This is a genomic window from Jiangella asiatica, from assembly GCF_004349065.1.
Lineage (GTDB): Bacteria > Actinomycetota > Actinomycetes > Jiangellales > Jiangellaceae > Jiangella > Jiangella asiatica.
In genome coordinates, this window is sequence record NZ_SMKZ01000025.1 from 66,600 (window position 1) to 89,043 (window position 22,444).

The following is a 22,444-nucleotide window of genomic DNA, read 5'->3' on the forward strand; positions in this document are numbered from 1 at the left end:
TCCGAGGAGATCGAGGAGAACGACAATGGACACCGTCAGGGCTTCGGTCGATGAGCTCATCACCACCGACGCACAGCTCGAGACCATCCTCGCCGGCGCGGAGTCGGCGATGCAGCACTGGGGAGCCTCTTCGCGCGAATTCCGCGCAGCGGCGTTGGAGTCCGTCGCCGACGGCCTTCACGGGGCGGCGGACGACCTCGTTCCGTTGGCGATGACCGAGACCCGACTGCCGGAACAGCGGCTACGCGGGGAGCTCGCCCGCACGGAGTTCCAGCTGCGCCTTTTCGCCGAGGTCCTTCGGGAGGGCGGATACCTCGACGCCCGCATCGACCACGCTGACCCGGAATGGGGCATGGGCCCGCGCCCTGACATCCGCCGGATCCTCCAGCCGATCGGCCCCGTGCTGGTGTTCGCGGCGAGCAACTTCCCCTTCGCCTTCAGCGTCGCGGGCGGAGACACGGCCTCCGCCCTCGCCGCAGGGTGCCCCGTGGTCGTCAAAGCGCATCCCGGGCATCCCGCGTTGTCAGCGAGGACGGCCGAGGTCGTGTCGGCGGCCCTCCTCGACGCCGGCGCCGAACAGGGGGTCTTCGCGGTGGTGTTCGGGAACGCGGCCGGCACACGGGCGATCAGCGACGGCCGGATCGCAGCCTGTGGATTCACCGGGTCGGTGTCTGGTGGCCGGGCCTTGTTCGACCTGGCGATGAGCCGTCCCGAGCCCATTCCGTTCTATGGAGAACTCGGTAGCGTCAATCCTGCTTTCGTCACCCAGCGGGCGGATACAGCACGCGCGGACGACATCGCGACCGGGTTCATCGGATCGTTCGCGTTGGGCGCCGGCCAGTTCTGCACCAAGCCCGGACTGCTGTTCGCTCCCGAGGGGGGCGGCGTCGACAGCGTCCTACGCACAGCTCGTCTTCCGGCAGCCGCTCCGCTGCTCAACGAACGAATCCGCGCGGGCTTCGTCGCGTCGGCCGGCACGCTCGCCGAGCATCCCTCCGTGAGTGTGATGCGGCCGGGCCGGATCGACGTCGATCCACCGGAACCGACGTTGTTCACCACGACGATCGGCCGGCTGCTCGACGACATCGACGCCTTGGCCGACGAACGGTTCGGCCCGGCTGCGCTCGTGGTCACCTACCGTGATGAGGACGACCTCCTGACCGTCGCTCGACGACTCCCGGGACAACTGACGGCAGCCGTCCACGCCGAGGAGGACGATCCGATCGCGGCGCGCTTGATCCCCGTGCTCGCGAAGCGTGCGGGTCGAGTGCTCTGGAACGAATGGCCGACGGGCGTGACGGTCTCCCATGCCCAGCAGCACGGCGGACCCTATCCGGCCACCACGGCGGTCGGCACCACGTCGGTGGGCACCGCCGCGATCACCCGTTTCCTCAGACCGGTCGCCTACCAGGGCATGCCGTCGAACCTCCTGCCGGCGGAACTGCGCGACGATGGCCCGCCGGTCCCGCGCCGGCTCGACGGGGCCCTGGTCATTCCGTGACAACGTCGAGATGGATCGGCGGTGGGCGTTCCCACCGATCTGCGCCGGCGGAGTGGGGCGCCCGCGCCGACGTCGACGACTTCCGTCCGCCGTGGGAGGGGTTCGAGGAGTTCTTCGCGACGCGGGTCGACGACTCGTCCGTCGCGCTCGTTCACTACGCCGACGGCGCCGCGGCCGCCCGATGGACCGGCGGCGAATGGCATGCCGAGGCATGGTCCGTCGCCCGGCGGCTGGCGCGCGCCGGCGTGCGGTCCGGCGACGACGTCGCCATCGTCGCCCGCAACTCGCCGACGACGTTGTTGGCGGCGTTCGCATGCTGGTGCCTCGGCGCCGTCTTCGTGCCTTTGGATCCTCGCGATTCGGCACAGCGCAATCACGACATCCTCGCCGCGTGCGACTCGCCATGCATCATCGGCGGGCCTGATTCGGTCACAGACTCGATGACACCCGCACGGGCCCGGGTGTTGTCCGCCGACGACATCTTCGATGTTGGAGTACCAGCCCCGGACGACATCGTGCGCACGCCGGGCGCCGCGGCGGGACTCGACGTCCCCGCCCTGCGCCTGCACACCAGCGGCACGAGCGGGACACCCAAGCCGATCGTGCTGACGATGCGCAGTCTGCTGATCAACTGTGACGCGATGACGCGGGCATTCGGCTGGAACCACGACACGATGACATTGACGATCCTGCCGATCAGTCACGCCAACGGACTGGTCATCTCCTCGATCCTGCCGTGGTTCACGGGCGGCTCGTCGGTGCTCGTCGATCGGTTCCGAACACGGACGTTCTGGCGAATCGCGGCGGAGACGAGCGCGACGGCATGCAGTCTCGTCCCGACCGTGATGGAGTACCTGCTAGCCGATACGGCGAACGCCGCGGGCCCCCGAACGACTCTGCGCGAAGTGATCTCGGGAAGCGGGCCCCTGCGCCCCGCCGCCGCAGCAGAGTTCGAGAAGCGGTTCGGCGTTCCCGTACGTCAGCTTTACGGGTTGTCCGAGACCAGTGCCGTCCTCACCGTTACTCCGCGGCTCGGGATCGGCGCGCTGAGCGGCGACGCCCGCGCATCGGTGGGGCCGACTGTCCCGCACGCTCGGGTGAGCGTGCTCCGCCCGGACGGGACGGAATGCGCCGAGCACGAGCGAGGCGAGATCGTGGCGCGCGGCGGCATGCTGATGCTCGGGTACCACGGACTGCTGCAAGCGACGGCCGAGGCGTTCGACGGCGGATGGTTCCACACCGGCGACCGCGGCTACTACCGCGTGGGACCCGACGGCCAGCCATGGTTCATCCTCGAGGGCCGGACGCGCGAGGTGATCTCGCGCGGCGGCTCCACGATCCTTCCGCAGCACGTCGACCAGGTACTCGATGAGCATCCGTCGGTCGCACGCGCCGCGACCTTCGGCTTCGCCAACCGCTGGTACGGATACGAGGTGGCAGCCGTCGTCGTACGACGGGCCCCGGTGCAGGCCGAGGAACTGATCGCTTGGTGCCGCGAGCGCATGGGGTTCGAGGCCGCGCCCAAGGTGGTCATGTTCGACGACGAACTGCCGCTGACCACCGTCGGCAAGATCCGCCGACGGTCGCTCGCCGATCACTACGCCGACCGGCTCGCTTCGTACTGGGACCACCAGTTCCGCCCGGGTCATGACGACGCCTGGCGCAGGTAGAGAACCGCAACGACGACGGAGGACGTGATGACGGAGACGACTGCCGCTCGGGGACGCGTGGTCCTGCCAGCGCAGCCCAGGCTCGAGGACATCGAACGGTTCATCGAGACGACCGTGCGCGACGCGGGCATTGCCACGGACCGCACGGGAGATTTCGACCGAGAACTTCTCGACACGGCCGTGCGCCGATTCGGGCTCGCCCGGATGTTCTTCGACGACGATCTGGCCCTCGACCTGACGGCGATGCCGTTGGCCCATGAGATCACCGAGCGCCTGGCCGCCGTCTGCACTCCTCTGGCCATGGAGGTCGGGGTGCTGCGCCTCGTGGCGTACCTCCTCGCCCGGTTCGCGCCGGCGTCGGTGCGGGACCGCTGGCTCGCGGCGACACTCACGGGCGATGCCTTCGGTTCGTTCGCCCTGACCGAGCCCGATGCGGGCACGGATCTGCGGGCCATGACGACCGTCGCGCAGCGCGACGGCGACACGTACGTGCTCACCGGCGAGAAGTGCTGGGTGGGGTTCGCTCCGGTCGCGTCGTACGCGATCGTGCTCTGCAAGAACGGCAGCACCGATCGGGACGCACCCACGCTCGCGCTCGTCGTCGACATGGATAGCGACGGCGCGAGTAGCGCCTGGAGTCCTGGTATGTCGGGCTTCCGGGGACTGGCGAACGGCACGCTGACCTTTCGCGACGTCGCTGTCCCTGCGGCCAGCGCGCTCAAGGTCGAGGGCTTCGCCGGCATGATGGAGGGCCTCAACCTTGCCCGCATCGATGCCGCTGGGTACGCCTGCGGCCTGCTACGAGGAGCACTGGAGGTGAGCGTGCCGCGAGCGGCGACGCGACGTGCCTTCGGCAGGCGGATCGGTGACCTCCCGAGCATCCAGATAAAGCTCGCCAGGATGCGTGCCGCCTATGCCGCGGCGAGGGAACTCACCCTGCGAGCCGCCGAGTCCTACATGGCGACCCCGGGCGGGGACCAGGATCTGATCTCCATCGCGAAGATGACCGCCAGCGATGCCGCTCGCTATCACACCGACCAGGCGATGCAGATTTTCGGTGCCGCCGGCACAGTCCTTCACGAACCTGTCGAGCGCCTGCACCGGGACGCCAAGGCGACCCAGATCTTCGACGGCACCAGCGAGATTCACGAGACGATGGTCGGGCGTCGCATGATCGCGGCGTACGCCGAGAACCCAAACCGTCCGGTCCTGGCATAGGCGCGACTTGCCACTGGTCAAGGCCGGCGGAGCATGATCCGAATCCGTCGGATGACATGTTGCGAGCACGCACGTCGATCCACCATCGGTAACGCAAGCGGATCGAACGGCGATCAGCCATCGACCAGGTCGCTAGGGTGGGCACTGCTTGAGGCGCTCTCGTCGGACCGTCCAGCCGCTGGCTGCGGCCGTGGACGTCGCGAACTCGGCGAAGGCCACGGACCTGGTTGGTCCCAAAGGTCCGCTCGCGCAGGTGCGGCACGAGTTCGGCGAGGGCGGCTGGACTCAAGTCGCCGAACACCGTGGAGCTGCGCAGGACCGGCACCGGATCCACGCCACCATGATCCCACTCGGCCGCCGATCGAGCGCCACTCGTCCGGGAGGTGCCGACGGGCCCACGGCATCTGCACGTGCACACCGCGGAGTCGAAGTCGCCGGCACACGTAGCCGGCTGTCAGCGGAGGATCGTGTCGCGGATGGTGCGTGCGACGAAGGCCTCGTACGCCTCGGGTGATTTGCCGTCCCAGTGCACGAAGCGCACATAGGTTTCGACACTGGTGATGACGCAGACTGCCTCGACGAGCTCGTCGAAGGGTACGTCGGTGCGCAGCCAGCCGCGCTCGGCGGCCAGACGGAGGACGTGCTCGGCCTGGCTCCGGATGTGAGCAAGTCGCTCGGTGAGGTTGCTTCGGAGTTCTGGGTCGCCCTGGGCTGCGCCGACGACGGCGGTCCAGACACCGGCCGATGGCGCGTTGATCGCGAGCATCGTCTCGCCGACGAACGCCGCGAAATCGTGTGGGTCACGAACCTGGAGCACAGCCGCGCCGCGTTCGGTGTCGAAGAAGTCGAGGGTTGCTCCTTCGACACCCATGGACGCGACCTCGACCGTTGCCCACATGAGGGCCGCTTTCGGGCCGTGCTTCCGCACGGTCTCGATCGAGACGCCGGCGCGCTGGGCGATCTGCGCGAACGTGGCGGCCTGGTAACCGTTCTCGCTGAACACCTCGATCGCGGCGTCGACGACACGCCGCCTGGTCTCGACCGCCTGGCGCTGCCGAAGCTCGGAACGGTAGGCGCGGGTGCGGCTTTCAGTACCTGCCATATCAATATTGACTACGGTCATATACAGATGAATACTGCTCCATGGGCCTCAATGCTACCCTGCGTCCGAAGGGCCCGCCGGAGGGTCACCATGACATCGATCATGATCGCGACCATGCCCATCCACGGGCACGTCACTGCGTTGCTGCCGGTCGCGCGACACTTCGCGGGACGAGGGGACCGGGTCCGTTTCCTCACCGGCGCCAGATTCGTCGAGACCGTCGAGGCGACCGGAGCCGAGCATCTGCCGTTGCCTACCGAAATCGACTTCGACGACCGGCAGGACTTCAACGAGACCTTTCCCGAGCGGGCCCATTTGAAGGGCACGAAGGCACTCGCTCATGACATCGAGCACATCTTCGTTCGCCCCGGGCTGGCCCAGCACGACACGATCATGGCGTTGCACGAAGCCGACCCAGCCGATGTGGTGCTGATCGACCCGGCCTTCCTGGGTGGCGCATTCCTGCTCGGCCACCCCCTCGGGGTCCGACCGCCGATCGTGATGAGCGGCTTCTGCCCACTGATGATCTCCAGCCGCGACACGGCACCCTCCGGCATGGGACTCACCCCGCTCCGCGGCCCCCTCGGTCGTCTCCGCAACGCCGCGCTCGCCGCGATCACCGCCAAGGCGGTGTTCGGGCCGGTCGAACGGACCGCCGACCAGATATTCCACCAGCTGCACGGCCGCCCGATTCCCTTCGCGGTGCTCGACTGGCCACGACACGTCGAGGCGATCGTCCAGTTCACCGTGCCCGAGTTCGAGTACCCGCGGTCCGACGCCCCGGCCACCCTGCACTTCGCGGGACCCATCACCGATCCCGTCCCGGTCTCCGGCCCATTGGCGCCGCCGCTTCCTCCGTGGTGGCCCGAACTCGACGGATCGCGACCCGTCGTCCACCTCACGCAGGGCACCATCGCCAACAAGGACTTCGGCCAGCTCATCGAGCCCGCGCTCGACGGGCTCGCCGACGAAGACATACTGATCGCCGTCGCGACCGGCGGGCGGCGCGTGGAGTCGCTGCCGGCGCTGCCGGCCAACGCCCACGCTGCCGAGTTCCTGCCCTACGATGACCTGTTGCCGAAAACCGACGTCTACGTCACCAACGGCGGCTACGGGGGCGTGCAGTACGCGCTGCGCTACGGCGTGCCGATCGTCGCCGCCGCCGGCAGCCACGAGGACAAGCCCGAAGTGCTCGCCCGGGTCGCCTGGACCGGCGTCGGGCGCCGCATCACGACCGAGACGCCCTCGCCGGCGCAGGTCCGCCGTGCCGTCCGCGCCGTACTCCACGACAACCGGTACCGAGACGCCGCACGGCGCATCGCCGAGCGCATGGCGACCACTCGCGGGGTGCACCGACTCGCCGAGATCGTCGACGACCTCATCACCGACCGCCGACGAACCAGCTTCACGCAGCAGCAGCCCTGACACGAGGCACCACCCCTTGCCAGTGGCAACACAACCGGTTCAGACGAAGCGAACGCCAATGCCGCAGCCTCCGCCGTTGCCACCGGCTGGTACGTGGTTTCTGCGGCTGCGGCAAACAGCCACCGCGCTGGGGATGCCGAACTGACCGGCCGGCGGACCACGCGCCGAACAGGGTCATTCCCCAGTCAACAGACGCGAATCGGCCGTGCGATATACGTGCGATAGCGACCGGTGAACCGGCGTCAGCGGCGGTCGCTCACGGTCAACCAGCACGGTACGTTGCGCTGGTCAGCGGGTGCCCCCGGCAGGATTCGAACCTGCGACCCTCCGCTTAGGAGGCGGATGCTCTATCCCCTGAGCTACGAGGGCGGGCCGAGCCAGCATACCGGCCGCCGGCGGGAGACCGTCCGGCCGCATGGTTCGAGTCTAGGCTCGATGTCGTGAGCAACTTGGACACCCGCCCGGCTGAGACGCAGTGCCGGGCGAGCGCGCAGGTGGGACCGGTCGCGCGCTTGCTGCCGGCGCGTGATGTGCCGTTGGGTGGCATCAGGGCGATGCGGGTGAGCCGGACGCTGCCGCATCGGGAGGTGCCGACGGTGGGGGCGTGGTGCTTCCTCGACCGGTTCGGGCCCGAGCGCACGGACATGCGGGTGCTGCCGCATCCGCACACCGGGTTGCAGACGGTCACCTGGCCGCTGGTGGGTGAGATCCGGCACCGGGACAGCGTGGGCAGCGATGTGATCGTGCGGCCGGGTCAGCTGAACCTGATGACGAGCGGTCCGGGCATCGCGCACTCGGAGATCTCGCTGGGGGAGGTGCCGCTGCTGCACGGGCTCCAACTGTGGGCCGCCATCCCCGACCAGAGCTCTGCGACACCAGCCTTCGAGCAGCACACCAAGCTGCCCCGTCACACGGCGCCCGGTCTCACGGCGACCGTCGTCGTGGGGGAGCTGGGCGGTACGGGTTCGCCGGCGAGGACGTTCAGCCCGCTGTTGGGTGCGCAGCTGGACCTGGACGCAGACGTGACCGCGACCGTCCCGCTCCGGACCGACTTCGAGCACGCGGTCCTCGTGCTGGAGGGCCGGGCCGACGTCGCGGGCACGCCGCTCGAATCCGGGCCGCTGCTCTATCTCGGCACCGGCCGCGACGAACTGCGGCTCACCGCGGCCGGCGGCGCGTCCACGTCGCTGTTCCTGCTCGGCGGCGAGCCGTTCCCGGACGACCTCGTCATGTGGTGGAACTTCGTCGGCCGCAGCCACGAGGACATCGTCGCCGCGCGGGAGGAGTGGGAGCGGGCGGGCCAGGAGCGCTTCGGCACCGTCGCCGGTCACGACGGCGAACGCATCCCGGCCCCGCCCATCCCGCCGCTGCGCCTGACCCCGCGCCGTCGCCGGCCACCGAGCGACGACGCGTGATGGTTGGCGTCTCGTGGGCCGACAGCGCCACCCGACCGCCAACCATCCAGCCCGATCCTCACGCGAACGCCTTCAGTACGTCATCCCGAGCGCCGACTGGACCTCGTCCAGCGTGCGCGACGCCACCTCGGTCGCGCGTCGCGCCCCGGCAGCCAGCAGCGACTCCACCAGGCCGGGCTCGGCGGCCAGCGCGGCCCGCCGCTCGCGCACCGGCCGCAGCTCCTCGTTCACGGCCTCGGTGACCAGCGCCTTCAGCGCTGCCGAGCCGCGTCCGCCCACCGACTCCGCCACCTCCGACGGCGACTTGCGCAGGCACAGGGCGGCCAGCAGCACCAGTGACGACACCCCGGGCCGGCCGACGGGGTCGTAGGTGACGGTCCGCTCGGCGTCGGTGACCGAGCGCTTGATCTGCCGCGCGGTCTCGTCCGCCGTCGCCTTCAGGGCGATCGCGTTGCCGCGGCTCTTGCTCATCTTGCGCCCGTCGACGCCGAGCAGCCGGGGCGCCGGTGACAACAGCGCCTGCGGCTCGCCGAACACGACCCGCCCGCCGGCGTAGCGCTCGTTGAACCGGCGCGCGATCAGCCGGGTCTGCTCGACGTGCGGCAGCTGATCGTCGCCGACGGGCACGAGGGTGCCGTGGCAGAACAGGATGTCGGCGGCCTGGTGCACCGGGTAGGTGAGCAGCAGGCCACTGATCGAGCCGATGCCCGCGGCCTGCGCCTCGTCCTTCACGGTCGGGTTGCGCTGCAGCTCCGCCACCGTCGTGAGGGACAGGAACGGCAGCAGCAGCTGGTTCAGGGCCGGCACGGCACTGTGCGCGAAGATCGTCGCGGCGTCCGGGTCGATGCCGGCGGCGAGGTTGTCCAGCACCACCTCCCGCGCGTTGGCGGCGATCTCGCCGGGTGACAGCCGGTCGGTGATCACTTGGTAGTCGGCGACGACGAGGTAGGTCTCGACACCCTGGCGCTGCAGCCGCACCCGGTTGACCAGGGTGCCGAAGTAGTGCCCGAGGTGCAGCGGCCCGGTCGGCCGGTCGCCGGTGAGGACGCGGTGGCGCGATGGGTCGGCGGCGACGTCGGCCGGGTCGGCCAGCAGGGGCGTGTCGAGGACGGTAGTGATGGTCACGCTGCTCTCCGATCGGTGGGCAGGCCACCGCGAGAGCTGTCACCGAGCCGGCCGCCGTCGCGGCGGCCGATGGACATGCTGAGGTGGGCCGCCTACGAGGGCAGCCACCACACCAGCACGAGAGTTCTCACCCGATCAGGATACCCGCCGGCGGTTTCAGCCGATGGGCGCGCAGGTGGCACCGAGCTCCGTGACACCCGCGACGAACGCCGTCGTCAGCGCCGAGGCCTCGGTGAGCTGTTCCGCGGCGGGCGCTTCCGGGCTCTCTGCCAGCGCGCCCCACGCCTCGGCGGCCTGCTCGCCGGCGGCGACGGCGGCGGCCGCACGTTCCTGCTCGGCGTCGTCGGACGGCAGCGGCACCTGACGGACACCGGTCACCAGCGCGTGCGTCCCGTCGCTGGCCGCGCCGAGATTGGCGGCGTCGACCCGGACCTGCGGATTCTCGGCCATCACCGGGTGCTCGGCGGCGACCGTGGTGCACGCGTCAGTGACACCGGTGGCCCAGTCGGCCAGCGTGCCCTCCGGGGGCGGCAGCCCGTCCGACGCCGACCCGTCGGAGCCACCGTCGCTCGTCGCCACGAGATACACCCCGAGGAGGGCGGCCACCAGCAAGAATGCCGCCGTGACGGCGAGCGTGAGCGCGGTGCGGCGCTGTGGTTCGCTGTGGGCGACAGCCGAGGGGACATCCTCGAGCAGCTTCACGGCACATTCCTCCGAGCCGGGTCTTTCGCCGGCGGCACGGCCGCCGGAACCCATTTGCCCCCCGTGGACCGGCGCCACTCTAGGCCATCACGGCCCGAAACGTCAGGGTACCCGGCCACCCGCCCGGCCATCTCGACGGCGAACAGCACGGCGAAGAATTTCGCGATACCCACCCCGGTGCCCGCCCAAACCTCCACGACCCACGGCTTGCCTCCACAAATGCGCGCGATCGGCGAACTACCCTCCGGGGTGTGAGGCAACCGGAGGTCACCGCCGGCCCGGTCCCGACGCGCGCGGAGCTCGTCGCCCAGGCCGTCGAGCAGTGGAGCAGCGACCTGGCCGTCCTGGGCGGACGGGATCCGTTGCTGTCGTACCGCGACCTCAAGGTGGGCACGCTCGACCTCGCCGCCGCCGAACCCGAGGCCCGCCGGCAGCTGCTGGAGGGCCAGCCGGTCCTGGTGTCCAAGCTGTTCCCGTACGAGCCGCTGCGCACGTCCGCGCTGCGCTCGGTGCGGGCCATCCGCGACAAGTCCCGCGAGCTCGCCGAGGAGCGCGGCCTGGCCACGTGCTTCCTCGCCGTCGGCATCGCCACCTGGGCCAACCCGTTCGCCGCCCGCCGGCCGACGGCCCCGGTGATGCTGCGATCGTCGACGGTCGAGGCGCGCGATCCGGCCGAGACCGACTTCATCATCACCATCGCCGACGACCCGTTCGTCAACCCGGTGCTCCTGCACGCGCTGGACACCCAGCTCGGTCTGCGCTTCGCCACCGACGACCTTCGCGACCCCGCCGGCCGGCTGCGGTACGCGACCGTCGTCGAGCGGCTGCGGGAGTTCGCGCCGCCGCACGTCGTCGACGGGTTCGCCATCGCGCACCGCGCGGTGCTCGCGACGTTCACCACCGCGCCGCTGACGCTGACCCGCGACCTGGCCGCTCTCGGCGTCGACCTGCAGGAGCACGACGTGGTGGCCGCGCTGGCCGGCGACGACGCCGCGCTCGGCGCCGTCGCCCGGGCCGGCGCCCCGGCCGACCTGCGGTTCCGCGCCCTCGACACCGACTCCGAGCAGGATGACGCCGTCGCGGCCGCCGCCGGCGACGGCCACCTGCGTATCGTCGCCGCTCCGGGCACCGGACGAACCCAGACGCTCGCGGCGCTGGTGGCGGAGCTGTCCGGACGCGGGCTGCGGGTGCTGGTCATCGGGGAGAAGCGGGCCGCGCTGGACGATCTCGTCGGGCGCTTGACCGCCGCCGGGCTGGGAGACTTGGTGCTGGACGCCGGCCGTACGCCGCCGGCCGACGCGGTGCGGCAGATCACCGAGACGGCGCGGCGGCTGTCGCAGAGCCGGCCCGGCGAGTTCGACCACGCCACGACGGGCGCGGCCGCGCAGCTCGCCGCTGAGCTCGACGCTTACCGTGACGCCATTCACAAGGTCCGCCAGCCCTGGGGGTCCACGGCGCACGAGGCGATGGTGCTGGTCGCGACCGCACAGGAGTTCGCCAGGACCACGGCACGCGTCGACCCCGAGGTGCTGGCCCGGGCCGGCAGCACCGCGCACGTGCGAGTCCAGCTGCGCGACTTCGCCAACATCGAGGGCCTGACTCTCACCGAGAGCGGCTCACCGTGGTTCGGGTCGGACATCCCGTCGATCCGTATCGCCGACAGCATGCTGACCACCGTCACCGAGCTGCGGGAACGGTCGCTGCCGGCGCTGCGTGACGCCGCCACCCGCGCGGCCGTCGAGGTCGGCCTGGCCGGGCCGAGCACCGTCACCGAATGCCTGGACACCGTCGACCTGCTGGCCGCCGTCAACCGGACCGTCGACCAGTTCGGCGCCCAGATCTGGGACGAGCCGCTCGGCGACCTGGCCATGGCCAGCGGCGACCGCGCCTACCGAACGCAGCACGCCGGCGGCGTCGGCTTCTTCGCCCGTCGCAAGCTGCGCCGCCGCCTCGGCGAGCTGACCGGTGCCACCGGGCGGCAGCACCGGCAGCGGCTGCACGACGGCCTGCTCGCTGCGCAGCAGCAGCTGGCCAGCTGGCGCGACCGCGCCCGCGACGGCAAGGCACCGCGCACCGGGCCGCACCTGCCGGACGCGATCGCCGCGGCCAAGGGGGTTCGGCACGACCTCGCCACGCTGGTCGCCGGCAACCCGCGCACCGCGGATCTGGAGAACCTGTCGTTCGCCGACGTCGCGAAGCGGCTGGATGAGCTGATCTCCGACAGCGGTCACCTGCGGGCGCTGCCGAGGCTCTACGAGCTGCAGGCCGAGCTCTCCGCCGCCGGCCTGGACGACCTGCTGGCCGAGCTGCGCCGCCGCGGCATGGGTGCCGAGCAGGTCGAGGCCGTCTTCGACTACGCCTGGTACTCCTCGCTGCTGGACCTGTGGCGCTCCACCGACCCCGCTCTCGGCCGGTTCGACCGGTTCGCGCACGACCGCCGGCTCGAGGAGTTCAGCGCCGCCGACATGGTCGAGGTGCGTGCCGCCGCCGGCCGGGTGCTCGAGGCGCGCCGGGAGCGCTTCGCCGCCGTCGCCGAGCAGCACGAAGGCCAGGCCGCGGTGCTGACGGAGTCTCCGGACGGCGCGCTGCCGGCCACCGCACTGGCACTGGTGGAGGAGGCGCCTGAGCTGGTGCTGGCCACCGTGCCGTGCTGGGTGGCCTCGCCGCTGTCGGTCGCGGACGTGCTGCCGGCGCGCCGGCTCTTCGACGTCGTGGTGGTCGAGGACGCCGGCCGGCTCGCCGTCGCCGAGGCGGTGCCGTCGTTGGCGCGCGGCGCCCGGATCGTGCTGTTCGATGACGACGAGGTCGCCCGGCCGCCGTTCACGACGGCGGTCGAGCCGGCACCGGACCCGGACGAGCACGAGGGACCGTGGGGCCAGGAGCCGCCCGCCTCCGTCGCCGACCTGCTCAAGGACGCCCTGCCGGAGCGGGTGCTCACCGGGATGCACCGGGTCCGTGACGACCGGCTGATCGGCTTCGCGGCACGCACCACGCACGCCGGCCGGCTCACGACGGTGCCCGGCGTCGGCGGTGCCGACCGTGTCACCATGGGCATCGTCGAGGCCGACCCGGTCGCCGACGACCCCATCGACAGCTCGTCGGCCGAGGTCGCCCGCGTCGTCGAGGCGATCCTGGACCACGTGCGCACCCGTCCGCACGAGAGCCTCGGCGTCGTGACCCTCGGACCGCGGCACGCCGAGCGGCTGGACGCGGCGCTGCGGCACGCGCTGATCCGTGCCCCCGAGGTCGCGCCCCACCTGCGTGGCGACCGCGCCGAGCCGTTCTTCATCAAGGACGTCGAGCGGGTCGCCGGCGATGTCCGCGACGCCATCATCCTCAGCCTGGGCTACGGCCGGTCGGTCGACGGACGCATCCTCTACCGCTTCGGCGCGCTGGGCCGCCCCGGCGGCGAGCGACGGCTGGCCGCGGCCACCATGTGCTCGCGCGAGCGGCTCACCGTCGTGGCTACGTTCGGTGCCGACGACCTCAGCCCGCGCCGGCTGACGACGCCCGGGGCGCAGGCCCTGGGCCGGTTCCTCTCCTACGCCCAGCACGGCGCGTCTCCGGACTGGGTCGAGGGCGGTAGCGACGGTTCCGGCGCGCCCGACCGGTCCGGCCTGCTGGCCGAGATGGTCGCGGACCGGCTGCGTGAGTCCGGCATCGCCGCCGAGGTGGTGGTCGGGTACGGCGGGCCCGGCGGTGTCGCCGTCGCCGTCGCACACCCCACCCGCCGCAGCCGGTACGTGCTGGCCATCGAGACCGACGGCGAGACGTATGCCGCCCGGCACAGCGCCCGCGAGCGGGAGCGGCTGCGGCAGAGCCACCTCACCCGGCTCGGCTGGACGGTGCATCGCGTCTGGTCGGCGGCGTGGGCGGCCGATCCCGACGCCGAGACCGAGCGGCTGCTGGCCGCGTACGAGCAGGCGGTCTCCGACGCCGACGCCTACGACTGGGCGGTCGCCGCGGCCGAGGCGGACATCGTCGCCGGGATGCCCGAGGATGAGGCCGCGCAACCCGCGTCGTCGCCGGCCGGCAAGGTCGAGCGAGCCGGTGACAAAGACGATGACAACGACGGGGACGGCGGAGGAGCGCCGGGCGACCCGAAGGGCGGCCCTGACGCGGCGGATGCCGAGGATGCGGACCATGCGGAGCCGCACCGGCAGGGCGATCGCCCGCTCGTCGTCAGCGGCTGGCCGATCAGCGACTACACCCGCCGCGAGCTGGCCGCCGTCGCCCGCTGGGTGGAGTCCGACGGCATCGGGCGCGGCGTGGACGACGTGGTCGGCCTGATCGCCGGCGATCTCGGCCTGGACGCCGACGACGCACGCACCCACGACGTGCTGCGGCACGCGGTCCGGGTGGCCCGGGCCGGTTCGCCCGCGGCCTGAGCCTGCCACCGTCGTCGTCGGTCGTTTCGCCGGTGCCTGCTTGGGTAAACCCGTGCCGGCACCACCATGCGGTGCTCTACGCTGGTGATCATCCAGCGAGTGTCGTTCAGGGGGAGCGGATCGCCGTGCGAGTCGCCGAGATCATGACCAGTGCCACCGTCACCGACTCGACCACGGGGACGTTGCGCAACGCGGCTGAGCAGATGTGGCGGCAGCAGCTCGGCTCCCTGGTCATCGTCGACGGCGACGCCCTGGTGGGTATCATCACCGAGCGCGACGTGCTGCGTGCGATGGCACGCGGCGCCGACCCGGACATCGAGCCGATCTCCGACGTCATGACCCGCGACGTCATCACCGTCTCGCCGGACACCCACGTGCGCGACGCCGCGCGGCTGATGGCGCAGCACTGGATCCGCCACCTGCCGATCGTCGACGCCGGCCGGCTTGTCGGCATCCTCAGCCAGCGCGACGTCACCGGCGTGTTCGCGGCACTCTGGCACGAGACCGGCGCGCCCGAGATCGACGTGGACGGCTTGGTCCGCCAACGCCGCCTGGCCCGTGTCGAGGCCGGCGACCTGGACTGAGGAAGGAGCTGACATGACCAGCGGAACGGGGTGGGAAGACGACTTCGACGTCCTGCCCGACACAACCACCGACGAGCGGCCCACGGGCTGGGGCGACGACGACAGCTCCAACGACTCACGGCTGCTCGAGGAACGCCCGCCGCATTGGTGAGCCGCCGCGACGCCCTAAGCTACTCACCAGCTTTCCAGGTGTGACAGGCCGGGTGTGACAGCGACCGGAAGGGCGAGCGGTGGCGAGCGACGCGACGGAACGGCTGTTCCGCGAGGCCGACACCCAGCTCGCAACGCAGAGCGCCCGTGCCGAGGCGCTCGCGACGCGCTCGGGCACGCTGGTGGCCGCCATCGCCGTCGCTGCCTCGCTGCTCGCCGCGGTCACCGACGACGACGCACGGGGCGGCTGGTTGTGGGGCGCCTTCGTCTTCCTCGGCGCCTCGGCCGTGACGGGCATCCTGGTGCTGTGCATGGCGCGGCTCGCCCCGGGTCCCGCGGCCACGCAGCTGGTCCGCTGGGCGGGCACGAGCGACGGCGATATCCTCGGTGACCTGTTCGCGGTGAAGGTGCTGACGGTCGAGGCGAACAGAGCGGTGCTCGCCCGGGTGGAGCTGATGTTCTACACGCAGGCCGTGCTGGCCGCCGTCGCCACGGGCGTGACGTTGTTCGTCGTGGGGAAGTCGTGAGCCATGGGTGCTGACATCGTGGAGCCGGAGCCAGGTGGTCCGCTGCTCGACGCGAGCGCGCTGGAGCGCAGCCGGGTGCGCCCGCGATCCCGGGCGGGCCGGCTGTTCGGGCTGGCCGACAAGGACGTCGTGCGGGCGAAGCAGCAGCTGATGGCGGTGATCGAGGAACCATCGACGGTTCGTTCCAGCCTGTCGTCATCGCATCGGACGGTAGCCGGCGGAGCGTCCGCCGAGGACGAGGCAACGGCCGGCGAGCAGCGGGCGGACGCTGCCGATGCCCCCGACACAGGCAGCGGGCCGGTTCTGTACGACGACCCGCCTCCGCTGCGCGATGCGACCGGCCGAGGGTACGCCGGCCCGACCGCGTGCATCGTCGCCGCCATCACCTACCGGCAGCTGGATCATTGGGCTCGCATCGGTCTGGTCCGGCCGAGCCTTCGGGCGGACGACGCGTCCCGCGAGCGGCGGCTGTACTCGGTACCGGACCTGGTCCTGCTGCGGCTGGTCAAACGGCTGCTGGATGGTGGCGCATCGCTCTCGCGGAGCCGCGCCGTCCTGGACGACCTGCGTAGCCGGGATGTCGCAACGTGGGCGCGGTGGGTCGTGCTGATCGACGGGGACACGATCCGGTTCCTCGACGACCCCGACGAGCTCGTCGACATCATGGAGCGTCAGCCTCCGGAGTTCAGCCTCGCCCTCAGTACCCTCGTCCGCCAGGTCGAGGACGACCTCGCCGACGTCCTGCCCGACGTCGTCGGCCCGGCCGATCAGCCGCACCCGGGCGAGGCGCCGCCCAGCGCCGGCCGCACCGAGCGGCGCGCCGCCGGCCACGGAGAACCACCGCCGCGTCAGGCCGGCTGATCCACGGGCGACTGGACGCGGCCGCCGCCGGCCGTCGATGTCACTGTGGGCTCAGACGCGGTTGCGGAGCTCGTCGCGGATCTCGCGGAGCAGCAGGATCTCCTCCGCCGGCACCGCCTCCTCCTCGGACTCGGGCTCCTGGGCTTTGCGCTCACGCAGCTTGTTGATCGGGATCACGATGAAGAAGTAGATGGCCGCTGCGACGCAGAGGAAGTTGAACAACGCGTCGAGGATCAGGCCGATCGAGAACTGCGCCCCGTTGATCTCGAAGCTGGCCACCTGTGTCAGATCCGGCTCACCGAAGATGGCGGCGATCAGCGGGTTGACGAACCCGTTGACGATGGCGTTGATGACGAGGGTGAACGCAGCCCCGATGACGACGGCGACGGCCAGGTCGACGACGTTGCCCCTGCTGATGAAGTCCCTGAAACCCTTGAGCACGGCTAACCCTTCCTTGCGCCGATGTGCGACCGCGCCACACCATAGCCGCTGGATGTTGCCGAGTCAGGGAAATCGCGCGGCCGCGACGGTGAACGTGAGCCGAGCGGCGACCGCGGCCGCTGCCAGGTCCGCGGCCTGCTCGGGTGTGGCCGCGACCATCAGCAGCGCACCCTCGGCGAGGGCGCCCTCCGCGGCCGGCGGCACGGCGAGCACGGGCACGCCGGCGGCCACCACCGCGGCGCCGTCGATCGTGGTGGTGCCGTCGAGTGAGGTGGCGAGCAGGTCGATGCGGTCGCCGGCACGCAGGTAGCCCGCCGCACCGGCGTCGGCCACCCGGACCGGCGCGGCGACCAGCTCGGCGCCCCAACCGGCCAGCAGCCCGGGCCCGAGCAGGCGACGGTCGGTCAAGGGCTCGCCGGCGCGGACCGGTCCGGCGAGCAGCGCTCCGGTGGCGTCGGCGTGGCTGACCAGGCCGGACGGCACGGCGTCGGGCGGCAGCCGGGCGACGGCGAGGTCGGCGTCGGTGAGCCGGCTACCGCCGTCCAGGTCGCTGGCGGCCACGAGGACGTCGATGGTGGTCGGCGGGGACGGCGAGGCGGCCTCGATGGCCAGCGCGACCGCGGCGGCGGCCAGTCCGCCCGCGAGCAGCCGGCGATGCCAGCCGACGGTGCGGGCCAGGCGTTGGAGAGCGGGCCGGATGTCGTCCATGGTCTCCGACGCTAAGTGCCCGCGACGCCTGGGAAGCGGTTGTCCACAGGGCGAATCCGACGAGTTTGCGCCGCGCCGTCACCGCCATCACCCAGGCTGTTCGTGAACCGGACCCGAAATGATCACGTTCAGCACGAGATCTCGTGTCGCACCATGCTCGTAAGCCTGGTGATGCACGCGAAGTCCTCGTGATGGCCGGGAGCCTGTGGCGGACCCTAGGCGGCGGGGGAGCTGGCGGCGGCCTTGGAGCCGGAGCCGGAACCCGAGTTGGAGCTGCTGGAGGGGCTGTCCTTCGGCGACGTGCTCGACGAGGAGGACGAGTCGCTCGACGAGCTCGAGGAGGACGACGACTCCTTGGCGTCGGCCTTCTTGCCGTTGCCGTTGGTGCTGCTGCCGGCGCGGCTGTCGTTGCGGTAGAAGCCGGAGCCTTTGAAGACGACGCCGACGGCGGAGAACACCTTGCGCAGGCGCCCACCGCAGGCGGGGCACTCGGTCAGGGGATCGTCGGTGAAGCTCTGCACCGCCTCCAGCGGTTCGTTGCAATCAGTGCAGACGTACTGGTACGTGGGCACGTGTCGGGTCCTTCCGCGTCATGGTGAGGGTGCGATGGTTTAGCACTCGTCACCCTCGACTGCCAATAATGCGCCTTTCGGGGCCCCGTTGTCCACGTGAGCCGCGCCGCACCCCTACGTGCGCAGCGTGTACACCACGCCGACGGCGGCGACGGCCCAGAGCACGCTGGCGAGCGTGCCGATGATGAACCGTTCGGCGGCGGCGGGCCGGCGCAGCTCGGGGTAGCGGCCCAGGCCCTTGACGCCCAGGACCAGCACGAGCCCTTCTGGCCAGCCGGCCAGCAGGGTGACCGCGACGCCGATGCGCTCCAGTGCGCCGATCGAGGTGCCGCCGCGTAGCGTCTGCGGGTCCGAGACGTTCATGGTGGCATCGCCGGTGACGGCGTCGTCGCCGAGGGCGCCGCGTCCGCGGTCGGCCACCCGGAGCAGCGCGGTGGCCACGAGGCTGCCGCCGGTAACGGCCGTGACGACGGCAGCCGCGCTGGCAAGGTCGCGCACGGCGGCGTCGGCTGGCGCGCCGCTCCGCCCGAACAGCGCCGCCGCGCCGACCAGCACCACCGGCACCGCGGCAGCGGCCAGCCAGGCCGAGGTGGGCGCGTCGGAGCGCCGGTGCTCGACGGCGTACCACGCGACCGCGCCGGTCACGCCCGCCGTCGCCAACAGGATCACGGCAACGACGTTCATGCGGCGGCCTCGTCGAGCAGACGAGTCGTCACCGGGCGGGTGTCGCGCTCCTGCTGCCACAGCGCGACCGCGAGCCGCTGCCCGACCGCCTGGCGGCTGATGCCGAGGATGCCCGCAGCCTCGCCGAACGTGTGACCGGCTTCGACCAGGTCGACGGCGGCCCAGCCGGCCGGGCTGCGCCGGCTGATGACGGCTGCCAGCAGGGTGAGGACGGCGTCGGCGTCGCGGCCGCGGTCGTTGGTGCCGACGACGGCGAGGTGTTGCGGCCGCTGTTTGGCGGCGTCGAGGGCGGCCCGGGCGCTGACGAACGCGGGGCCGCGGGCGGAGCGGGTGCTGGCCGGCAGCGGCTCGTCGACCGGGCCGGCCCCGATGCCGATGCTCCACGCGTCGAGGCGGACCAGCAGCAACGCGGCGTCGACGACCGCGTTCGCTTGCGCGAGCACGCCCTGGAACTCGTCGCCGGCGGTCCGCTCGAACGGCAGCAGCGGCTCGTGGACGAGCTGTTTGAGTGTCGACAGCGCGTCCTCGACGAGGTCGCGGCTGCGCCGGCTGCCGCGCTGGTCGACCGTCAGGACGTAAGGCACACAGCAAGGCTACAACCTGGCTGCCTTATGTGGAAAGGCTTGAGCCTTGCTTTGGCCGAAGAAAGCCTCAGGGCTTGCCAGTTCTTCAGGTTCGTGGGGGCTACGATCCGGCCCTCACGCGGGCGACGGCGGCCCGTGAACGTTCCCCTACTCTGTCTCGGTGACCCGTCGCCGCATCGCCATCGCGCTGTCTGCAGTGGCGGGTTTGGTCGTCCTCGCGTTGGTGGCCACCGCGTCACTCGGGGTGTGGTCAACGCGCCGGGCGTACCCCGACTACGACGGCACCGCCGAGATCCCTCGCCTGACCGGCGAGGTCGAGGTCTTCCGGGATGAGAACGGCATACCGCACATCTACGCCGACACCCCCGAGGACCTCTTCCGCGCCCAGGCGTACGTGCACGCGCAGGACAGGTTCTGGCAGATGGACGTGCGCAGGCACATCACCGCCGGGCGCCTGTCGGAGCTGTTCGGCGAAGACCAGGTCGAGACCGACGCGTTCGTGCGCACCCTCGGCTGGACCGACGTCGCCCAAGCAGAACTGCCGCTGATCAGCCCGGAGAGCCGCCGCTACTTCGACGCCTACGCCGACGGCGTCAACGCCTGGCTGGACGGGCACGACGGCGGCGAGCTCGGCCTCGCCTACACGTTGCTCGGGCTCACCGGCGGGGACGACAGCCCCGACCCGTGGACTCCGGTCGACTCCCTGAGCTGGCTCAAGGCGATGGCCTGGGACCTGCGCGGCAACATGCAGGACGAGGCGACCCGGGCGCTGCTCGCGGCGGAGCTGCCGGTCGAGCGGGTCGAGCAGCTCTACCCGCCGCCGGCGCCGTCGGTGCCACCCGTCGTCGCCGACCAGGACGTCTCCACCCAGCTGCCGCCCGCGTTGGTCGGGCCGGATGGCGGCCCGCTCCCGCTGCCGGACGGCGCTACGGCGGCGCTGCGGTCGACGATGTCGGCGCTGGCCGCCGCGCCGGTCACGCTGGGCTCGGGCACCGGGATCGGCTCGAACGCGTGGGCCGTCGCGGGCGAGCACACCGAGAGCGGCGCGCCGCTGCTGGCCAACGACCCGCACCTCGCCCCCGGTCAGCCGTCCATCTGGTACCAAGTCGGCCTGCACTGCCGCGACGTCGGTCCGGAGTGCCCGTTCGACGTCGTCGGGTACTCCTTCGCCGGCCTGCCGGGAGTGGTCATCGGGCACAACCAGGACGTCGCGTGGGGCTTTACCAACCTCGGCCCGGACGTCAGCGACCTCTACCTCGAGGAGGTCCGCGACGACACCTACCGGGTGGGCGACCAGTGGGTGCCGATGGAGACCCGCGAGGAGACCATCGAGGTGGCCGGCGCCGACGACGTCACCATCACCGTCCGCGAGACCCGGCACGGCCCGATCCTCTCCGACCACGACGATCGCCTCGACGACGTCGGCGAGGCGGCCACCTCGAGTGATGCCGTCGCCGCGAGCGCCGACAGCGATCCGGACACCGTCGGCGAGGGTCCGGACGACGACGATGAGCCGGGACCCGTCGACGACGGGTACGAGGTCGCCCTGCGCTGGACGGCACTCGATCCGGGCCGCACCGCGGATGCGATCTTCGCGCTGAACCAGGCGAGCGACTGGGAGTCCTTCCGCGCGGCCGCCGCGCTGTTCGACGTACCGTCGCAGAACCTCGTCTACGCCGACGTCGAGGGCAACATCGGCTACCAGGCGCCCGGCCGCATACCGGTCCGTACCGCCGCCGACGGGCGCTACCCCGTGCCGGGCTGGACCGGCGAGTACGAGTGGGCCGGCTTCATCCCGTTCGCGAACCTGCCCAGCGTCCTCAACCCCGACGGTGGCCTCGTCGTCACCGCGAACCAGCCGGTCACCAGCGACCGCTACCCGTTCCTGCTCACCGCCGACTTCGACCCCGGCCATCGGGCCGCCCGGATCACCGAGCTGCTCACCGAAGCCGTCGAGTCCGGCGAACCGCTGGACACCGGCGTCATGGCCGACATCCAGCTCGACACCCACAACGCGGCGGCGGACATCCTGCTGCCACACCTGCTGGAGCTGGATGCGCCGGACGGGTACTACGGCGACGGGCTGCGGCTGCTGGCCGACTGGGGCGGCGCCATGGAGTCAGACTCCGCGGCCGCCGCGTACTTCGCCGCCGTCTGGCGCAACCTCATGGAGCTGACCTTCCACGACGACCTGCCCGAGGACGAGTGGCCCGACGGCGGCGGTCGCTGGTTCGAGGTCATGCGGGCGCTGCTCGACGAGCCCGACGACCCGTACTGGGACGACATCCGCACCGAGAGCGTCGTCGAGACCCGCGACCTCATCCTCGTCGAGGCCGCCCGCGACGCCCGTGACGATATGACGGTCGAGCAGGGCAAGGACGCCTCACGATGGGACTGGGGCCGGCTGCACGCGATGGAGCTGACCGAGCAGACCTTCGGCACGTCCGGCGTCGGGCTGGTCGAGTGGCTGTACAACCGCGGCCCGGTCGAGGTGGGCGGCGGCGGGTCCATCGTCGACGCGACCGCCTGGGACGCCGCGGAGGGCTACGAGACCGTCTGGGCACCGTCGATGCGCATGATCGTCGATCTGGGCGACCTGAACGCATCGCGCTGGATCGACCTCACCGGCATCAGTGGCCACCCGTTCCACGAGCACTACACCGACCAGACCGAGCTGTGGCGCGACGGCGAGACCCTGCCGATGCGCTGGGACGCCGACGACATCCGCGCCGCCGCCGAGCACACCTTCACCTTCGTCCCACCCGAACCCGCCACCACCCCATAGCC

General features: G+C 71.5%; 19 protein-coding genes and 1 tRNA gene. 11 read left to right on the forward strand and 9 right to left on the reverse strand.

The window, feature by feature from the left end:
* Window positions 1-25: 25 nt before the first annotated feature.
* From E1269_RS17850 to E1269_RS17860, 3 genes are read left to right on the forward strand one after another with little or no spacing between them, the layout of a single operon-like run.
* A complete protein-coding gene (locus E1269_RS17850; RefSeq protein WP_131896955.1) occupies window positions 26-1,501 on the forward strand; it encodes an aldehyde dehydrogenase (NADP(+)) in 1,476 nt (491 codons plus the stop codon).
* Entirely contained in the window at window positions 1,498-3,171 is a 1,674-nt protein-coding gene (locus tag E1269_RS17855; RefSeq protein WP_131896957.1) for a class I adenylate-forming enzyme family protein, read from the forward strand. The genes E1269_RS17850 and E1269_RS17855 overlap by 4 nt, the downstream gene beginning before the upstream one ends.
* Window positions 3,172-3,198: 27 nt before the next feature.
* Window positions 3,199-4,389: an acyl-CoA dehydrogenase family protein gene (locus E1269_RS17860; RefSeq protein ID WP_131896959.1), complete on the forward strand. Its 1,191-nt coding sequence runs from the start codon at window positions 3,199-3,201 to the stop codon at window positions 4,387-4,389.
* Window positions 4,390-4,843: 454 nt separating this feature from the next.
* On the opposite strand, the gene E1269_RS17865 is transcribed toward E1269_RS17860, so the two are convergent.
* On the reverse strand, window positions 4,844-5,512 hold the full coding sequence (locus E1269_RS17865) for a TetR/AcrR family transcriptional regulator (protein WP_203433829.1): 669 nt from the start codon (window positions 5,510-5,512) through the stop codon (window positions 4,844-4,846).
* 69 nt (window positions 5,513-5,581) lie between these two features.
* Between E1269_RS17865 and E1269_RS17870 the strand changes: the two genes are divergently transcribed.
* On the forward strand, window positions 5,582-6,916 hold the full coding sequence (locus E1269_RS17870; RefSeq protein ID WP_131896961.1) for a glycosyltransferase: 1,335 nt from the start codon (window positions 5,582-5,584) through the stop codon (window positions 6,914-6,916).
* 296 nt (window positions 6,917-7,212) lie between these two features.
* Here E1269_RS17870 and E1269_RS17875 read toward each other — a convergent pair.
* A tRNA-Arg gene (locus E1269_RS17875) sits at window positions 7,213-7,285 on the reverse strand.
* A gap of 71 nt (window positions 7,286-7,356) precedes the next feature.
* On the opposite strand from E1269_RS17875, the gene E1269_RS17880 reads away from it, so the two are divergent.
* Window positions 7,357-8,331 carry a pirin family protein gene (locus tag E1269_RS17880; protein WP_131896963.1) on the forward strand — a complete coding sequence of 325 codons (975 nt, stop codon included), beginning with the start codon at window positions 7,357-7,359 and terminating at the stop codon, window positions 8,329-8,331.
* A gap of 72 nt (window positions 8,332-8,403) precedes the next feature.
* Here the strand turns inward: E1269_RS17880 and trpS are convergent, their stop codons facing one another.
* Together trpS and E1269_RS17890 are read right to left on the reverse strand one after the other, a co-directional pair.
* The gene (gene trpS / locus E1269_RS17885) at window positions 8,404-9,456 is read right to left on the reverse strand and encodes a tryptophan--tRNA ligase (RefSeq protein WP_131896965.1); all 1,053 of its coding nucleotides are present in this window, start codon (window positions 9,454-9,456) and stop codon (window positions 8,404-8,406) included.
* Between the two features lie 156 nt (window positions 9,457-9,612).
* Window positions 9,613-10,158 (reverse strand): hypothetical protein, encoded by a 546-nt coding sequence (locus E1269_RS17890; RefSeq protein WP_131896967.1) that lies wholly within the window; start codon window positions 10,156-10,158, stop codon window positions 9,613-9,615.
* 251 nt (window positions 10,159-10,409) lie between these two features.
* On the opposite strand from E1269_RS17890, the gene E1269_RS17895 reads away from it, so the two are divergent.
* The 5 genes from E1269_RS17895 (at window position 10,410) to E1269_RS17910 (ending at window position 16,668) form a co-directional block, all read left to right on the forward strand.
* Window positions 10,410-14,546: a DUF4011 domain-containing protein gene (locus tag E1269_RS17895; protein ID WP_131896969.1), complete on the forward strand. Its 4,137-nt coding sequence runs from the start codon at window positions 10,410-10,412 to the stop codon at window positions 14,544-14,546.
* 125 nt (window positions 14,547-14,671) lie between these two features.
* On the forward strand, window positions 14,672-15,130 hold the full coding sequence (locus tag E1269_RS17900; RefSeq protein ID WP_131896971.1) for a CBS domain-containing protein: 459 nt from the start codon (window positions 14,672-14,674) through the stop codon (window positions 15,128-15,130).
* 13 nt (window positions 15,131-15,143) lie between these two features.
* Window positions 15,144-15,281: a hypothetical protein gene (locus E1269_RS32960; protein ID WP_203433831.1), complete on the forward strand. Its 138-nt coding sequence runs from the start codon at window positions 15,144-15,146 to the stop codon at window positions 15,279-15,281.
* 79 nt (window positions 15,282-15,360) lie between these two features.
* Window positions 15,361-15,807: a hypothetical protein gene (locus tag E1269_RS17905; RefSeq protein WP_131896973.1), complete on the forward strand. Its 447-nt coding sequence runs from the start codon at window positions 15,361-15,363 to the stop codon at window positions 15,805-15,807.
* A gap of 3 nt (window positions 15,808-15,810) precedes the next feature.
* Window positions 15,811-16,668, forward strand: coding sequence for a MerR family transcriptional regulator (locus E1269_RS17910; protein ID WP_131896975.1), 858 nt, complete (start codon window positions 15,811-15,813; stop codon window positions 16,666-16,668).
* Between the two features lie 51 nt (window positions 16,669-16,719).
* On the opposite strand, the gene mscL is transcribed toward E1269_RS17910, so the two are convergent.
* The 5 genes from mscL to E1269_RS17935 all read right to left on the reverse strand — a co-directional run bounded on the left by mscL (window position 16,720) and on the right by E1269_RS17935 (window position 19,657).
* Entirely contained in the window at window positions 16,720-17,109 is a 390-nt protein-coding gene (gene mscL / locus E1269_RS17915) for a large conductance mechanosensitive channel protein MscL (RefSeq protein WP_131896977.1), read from the reverse strand.
* Window positions 17,110-17,172: 63 nt separating this feature from the next.
* On the reverse strand, window positions 17,173-17,817 hold the full coding sequence (locus E1269_RS17920) for an RcpC/CpaB family pilus assembly protein (RefSeq protein ID WP_131896979.1): 645 nt from the start codon (window positions 17,815-17,817) through the stop codon (window positions 17,173-17,175).
* A gap of 215 nt (window positions 17,818-18,032) precedes the next feature.
* Window positions 18,033-18,389: an FmdB family zinc ribbon protein gene (locus tag E1269_RS17925; RefSeq protein WP_131896981.1), complete on the reverse strand. Its 357-nt coding sequence runs from the start codon at window positions 18,387-18,389 to the stop codon at window positions 18,033-18,035.
* A 114-nt stretch (window positions 18,390-18,503) separates the two neighbouring features.
* Window positions 18,504-19,073 carry a hypothetical protein gene (locus tag E1269_RS17930; protein WP_131896983.1) on the reverse strand — a complete coding sequence of 190 codons (570 nt, stop codon included), beginning with the start codon at window positions 19,071-19,073 and terminating at the stop codon, window positions 18,504-18,506.
* Entirely contained in the window at window positions 19,070-19,657 is a 588-nt protein-coding gene (locus E1269_RS17935; RefSeq protein WP_131896985.1) for a hypothetical protein, read from the reverse strand. Before E1269_RS17935 ends, E1269_RS17930 begins: the two co-directional genes overlap by 4 nt.
* A gap of 160 nt (window positions 19,658-19,817) precedes the next feature.
* On the opposite strand from E1269_RS17935, the gene E1269_RS17940 reads away from it, so the two are divergent.
* Complete coding sequence (locus E1269_RS17940; protein WP_203433833.1) at window positions 19,818-22,442, forward strand: penicillin acylase family protein; 2,625 nt, start codon at window positions 19,818-19,820, stop codon at window positions 22,440-22,442.
* The last annotated feature ends 2 nt before the right edge of the window (window positions 22,443-22,444 follow it).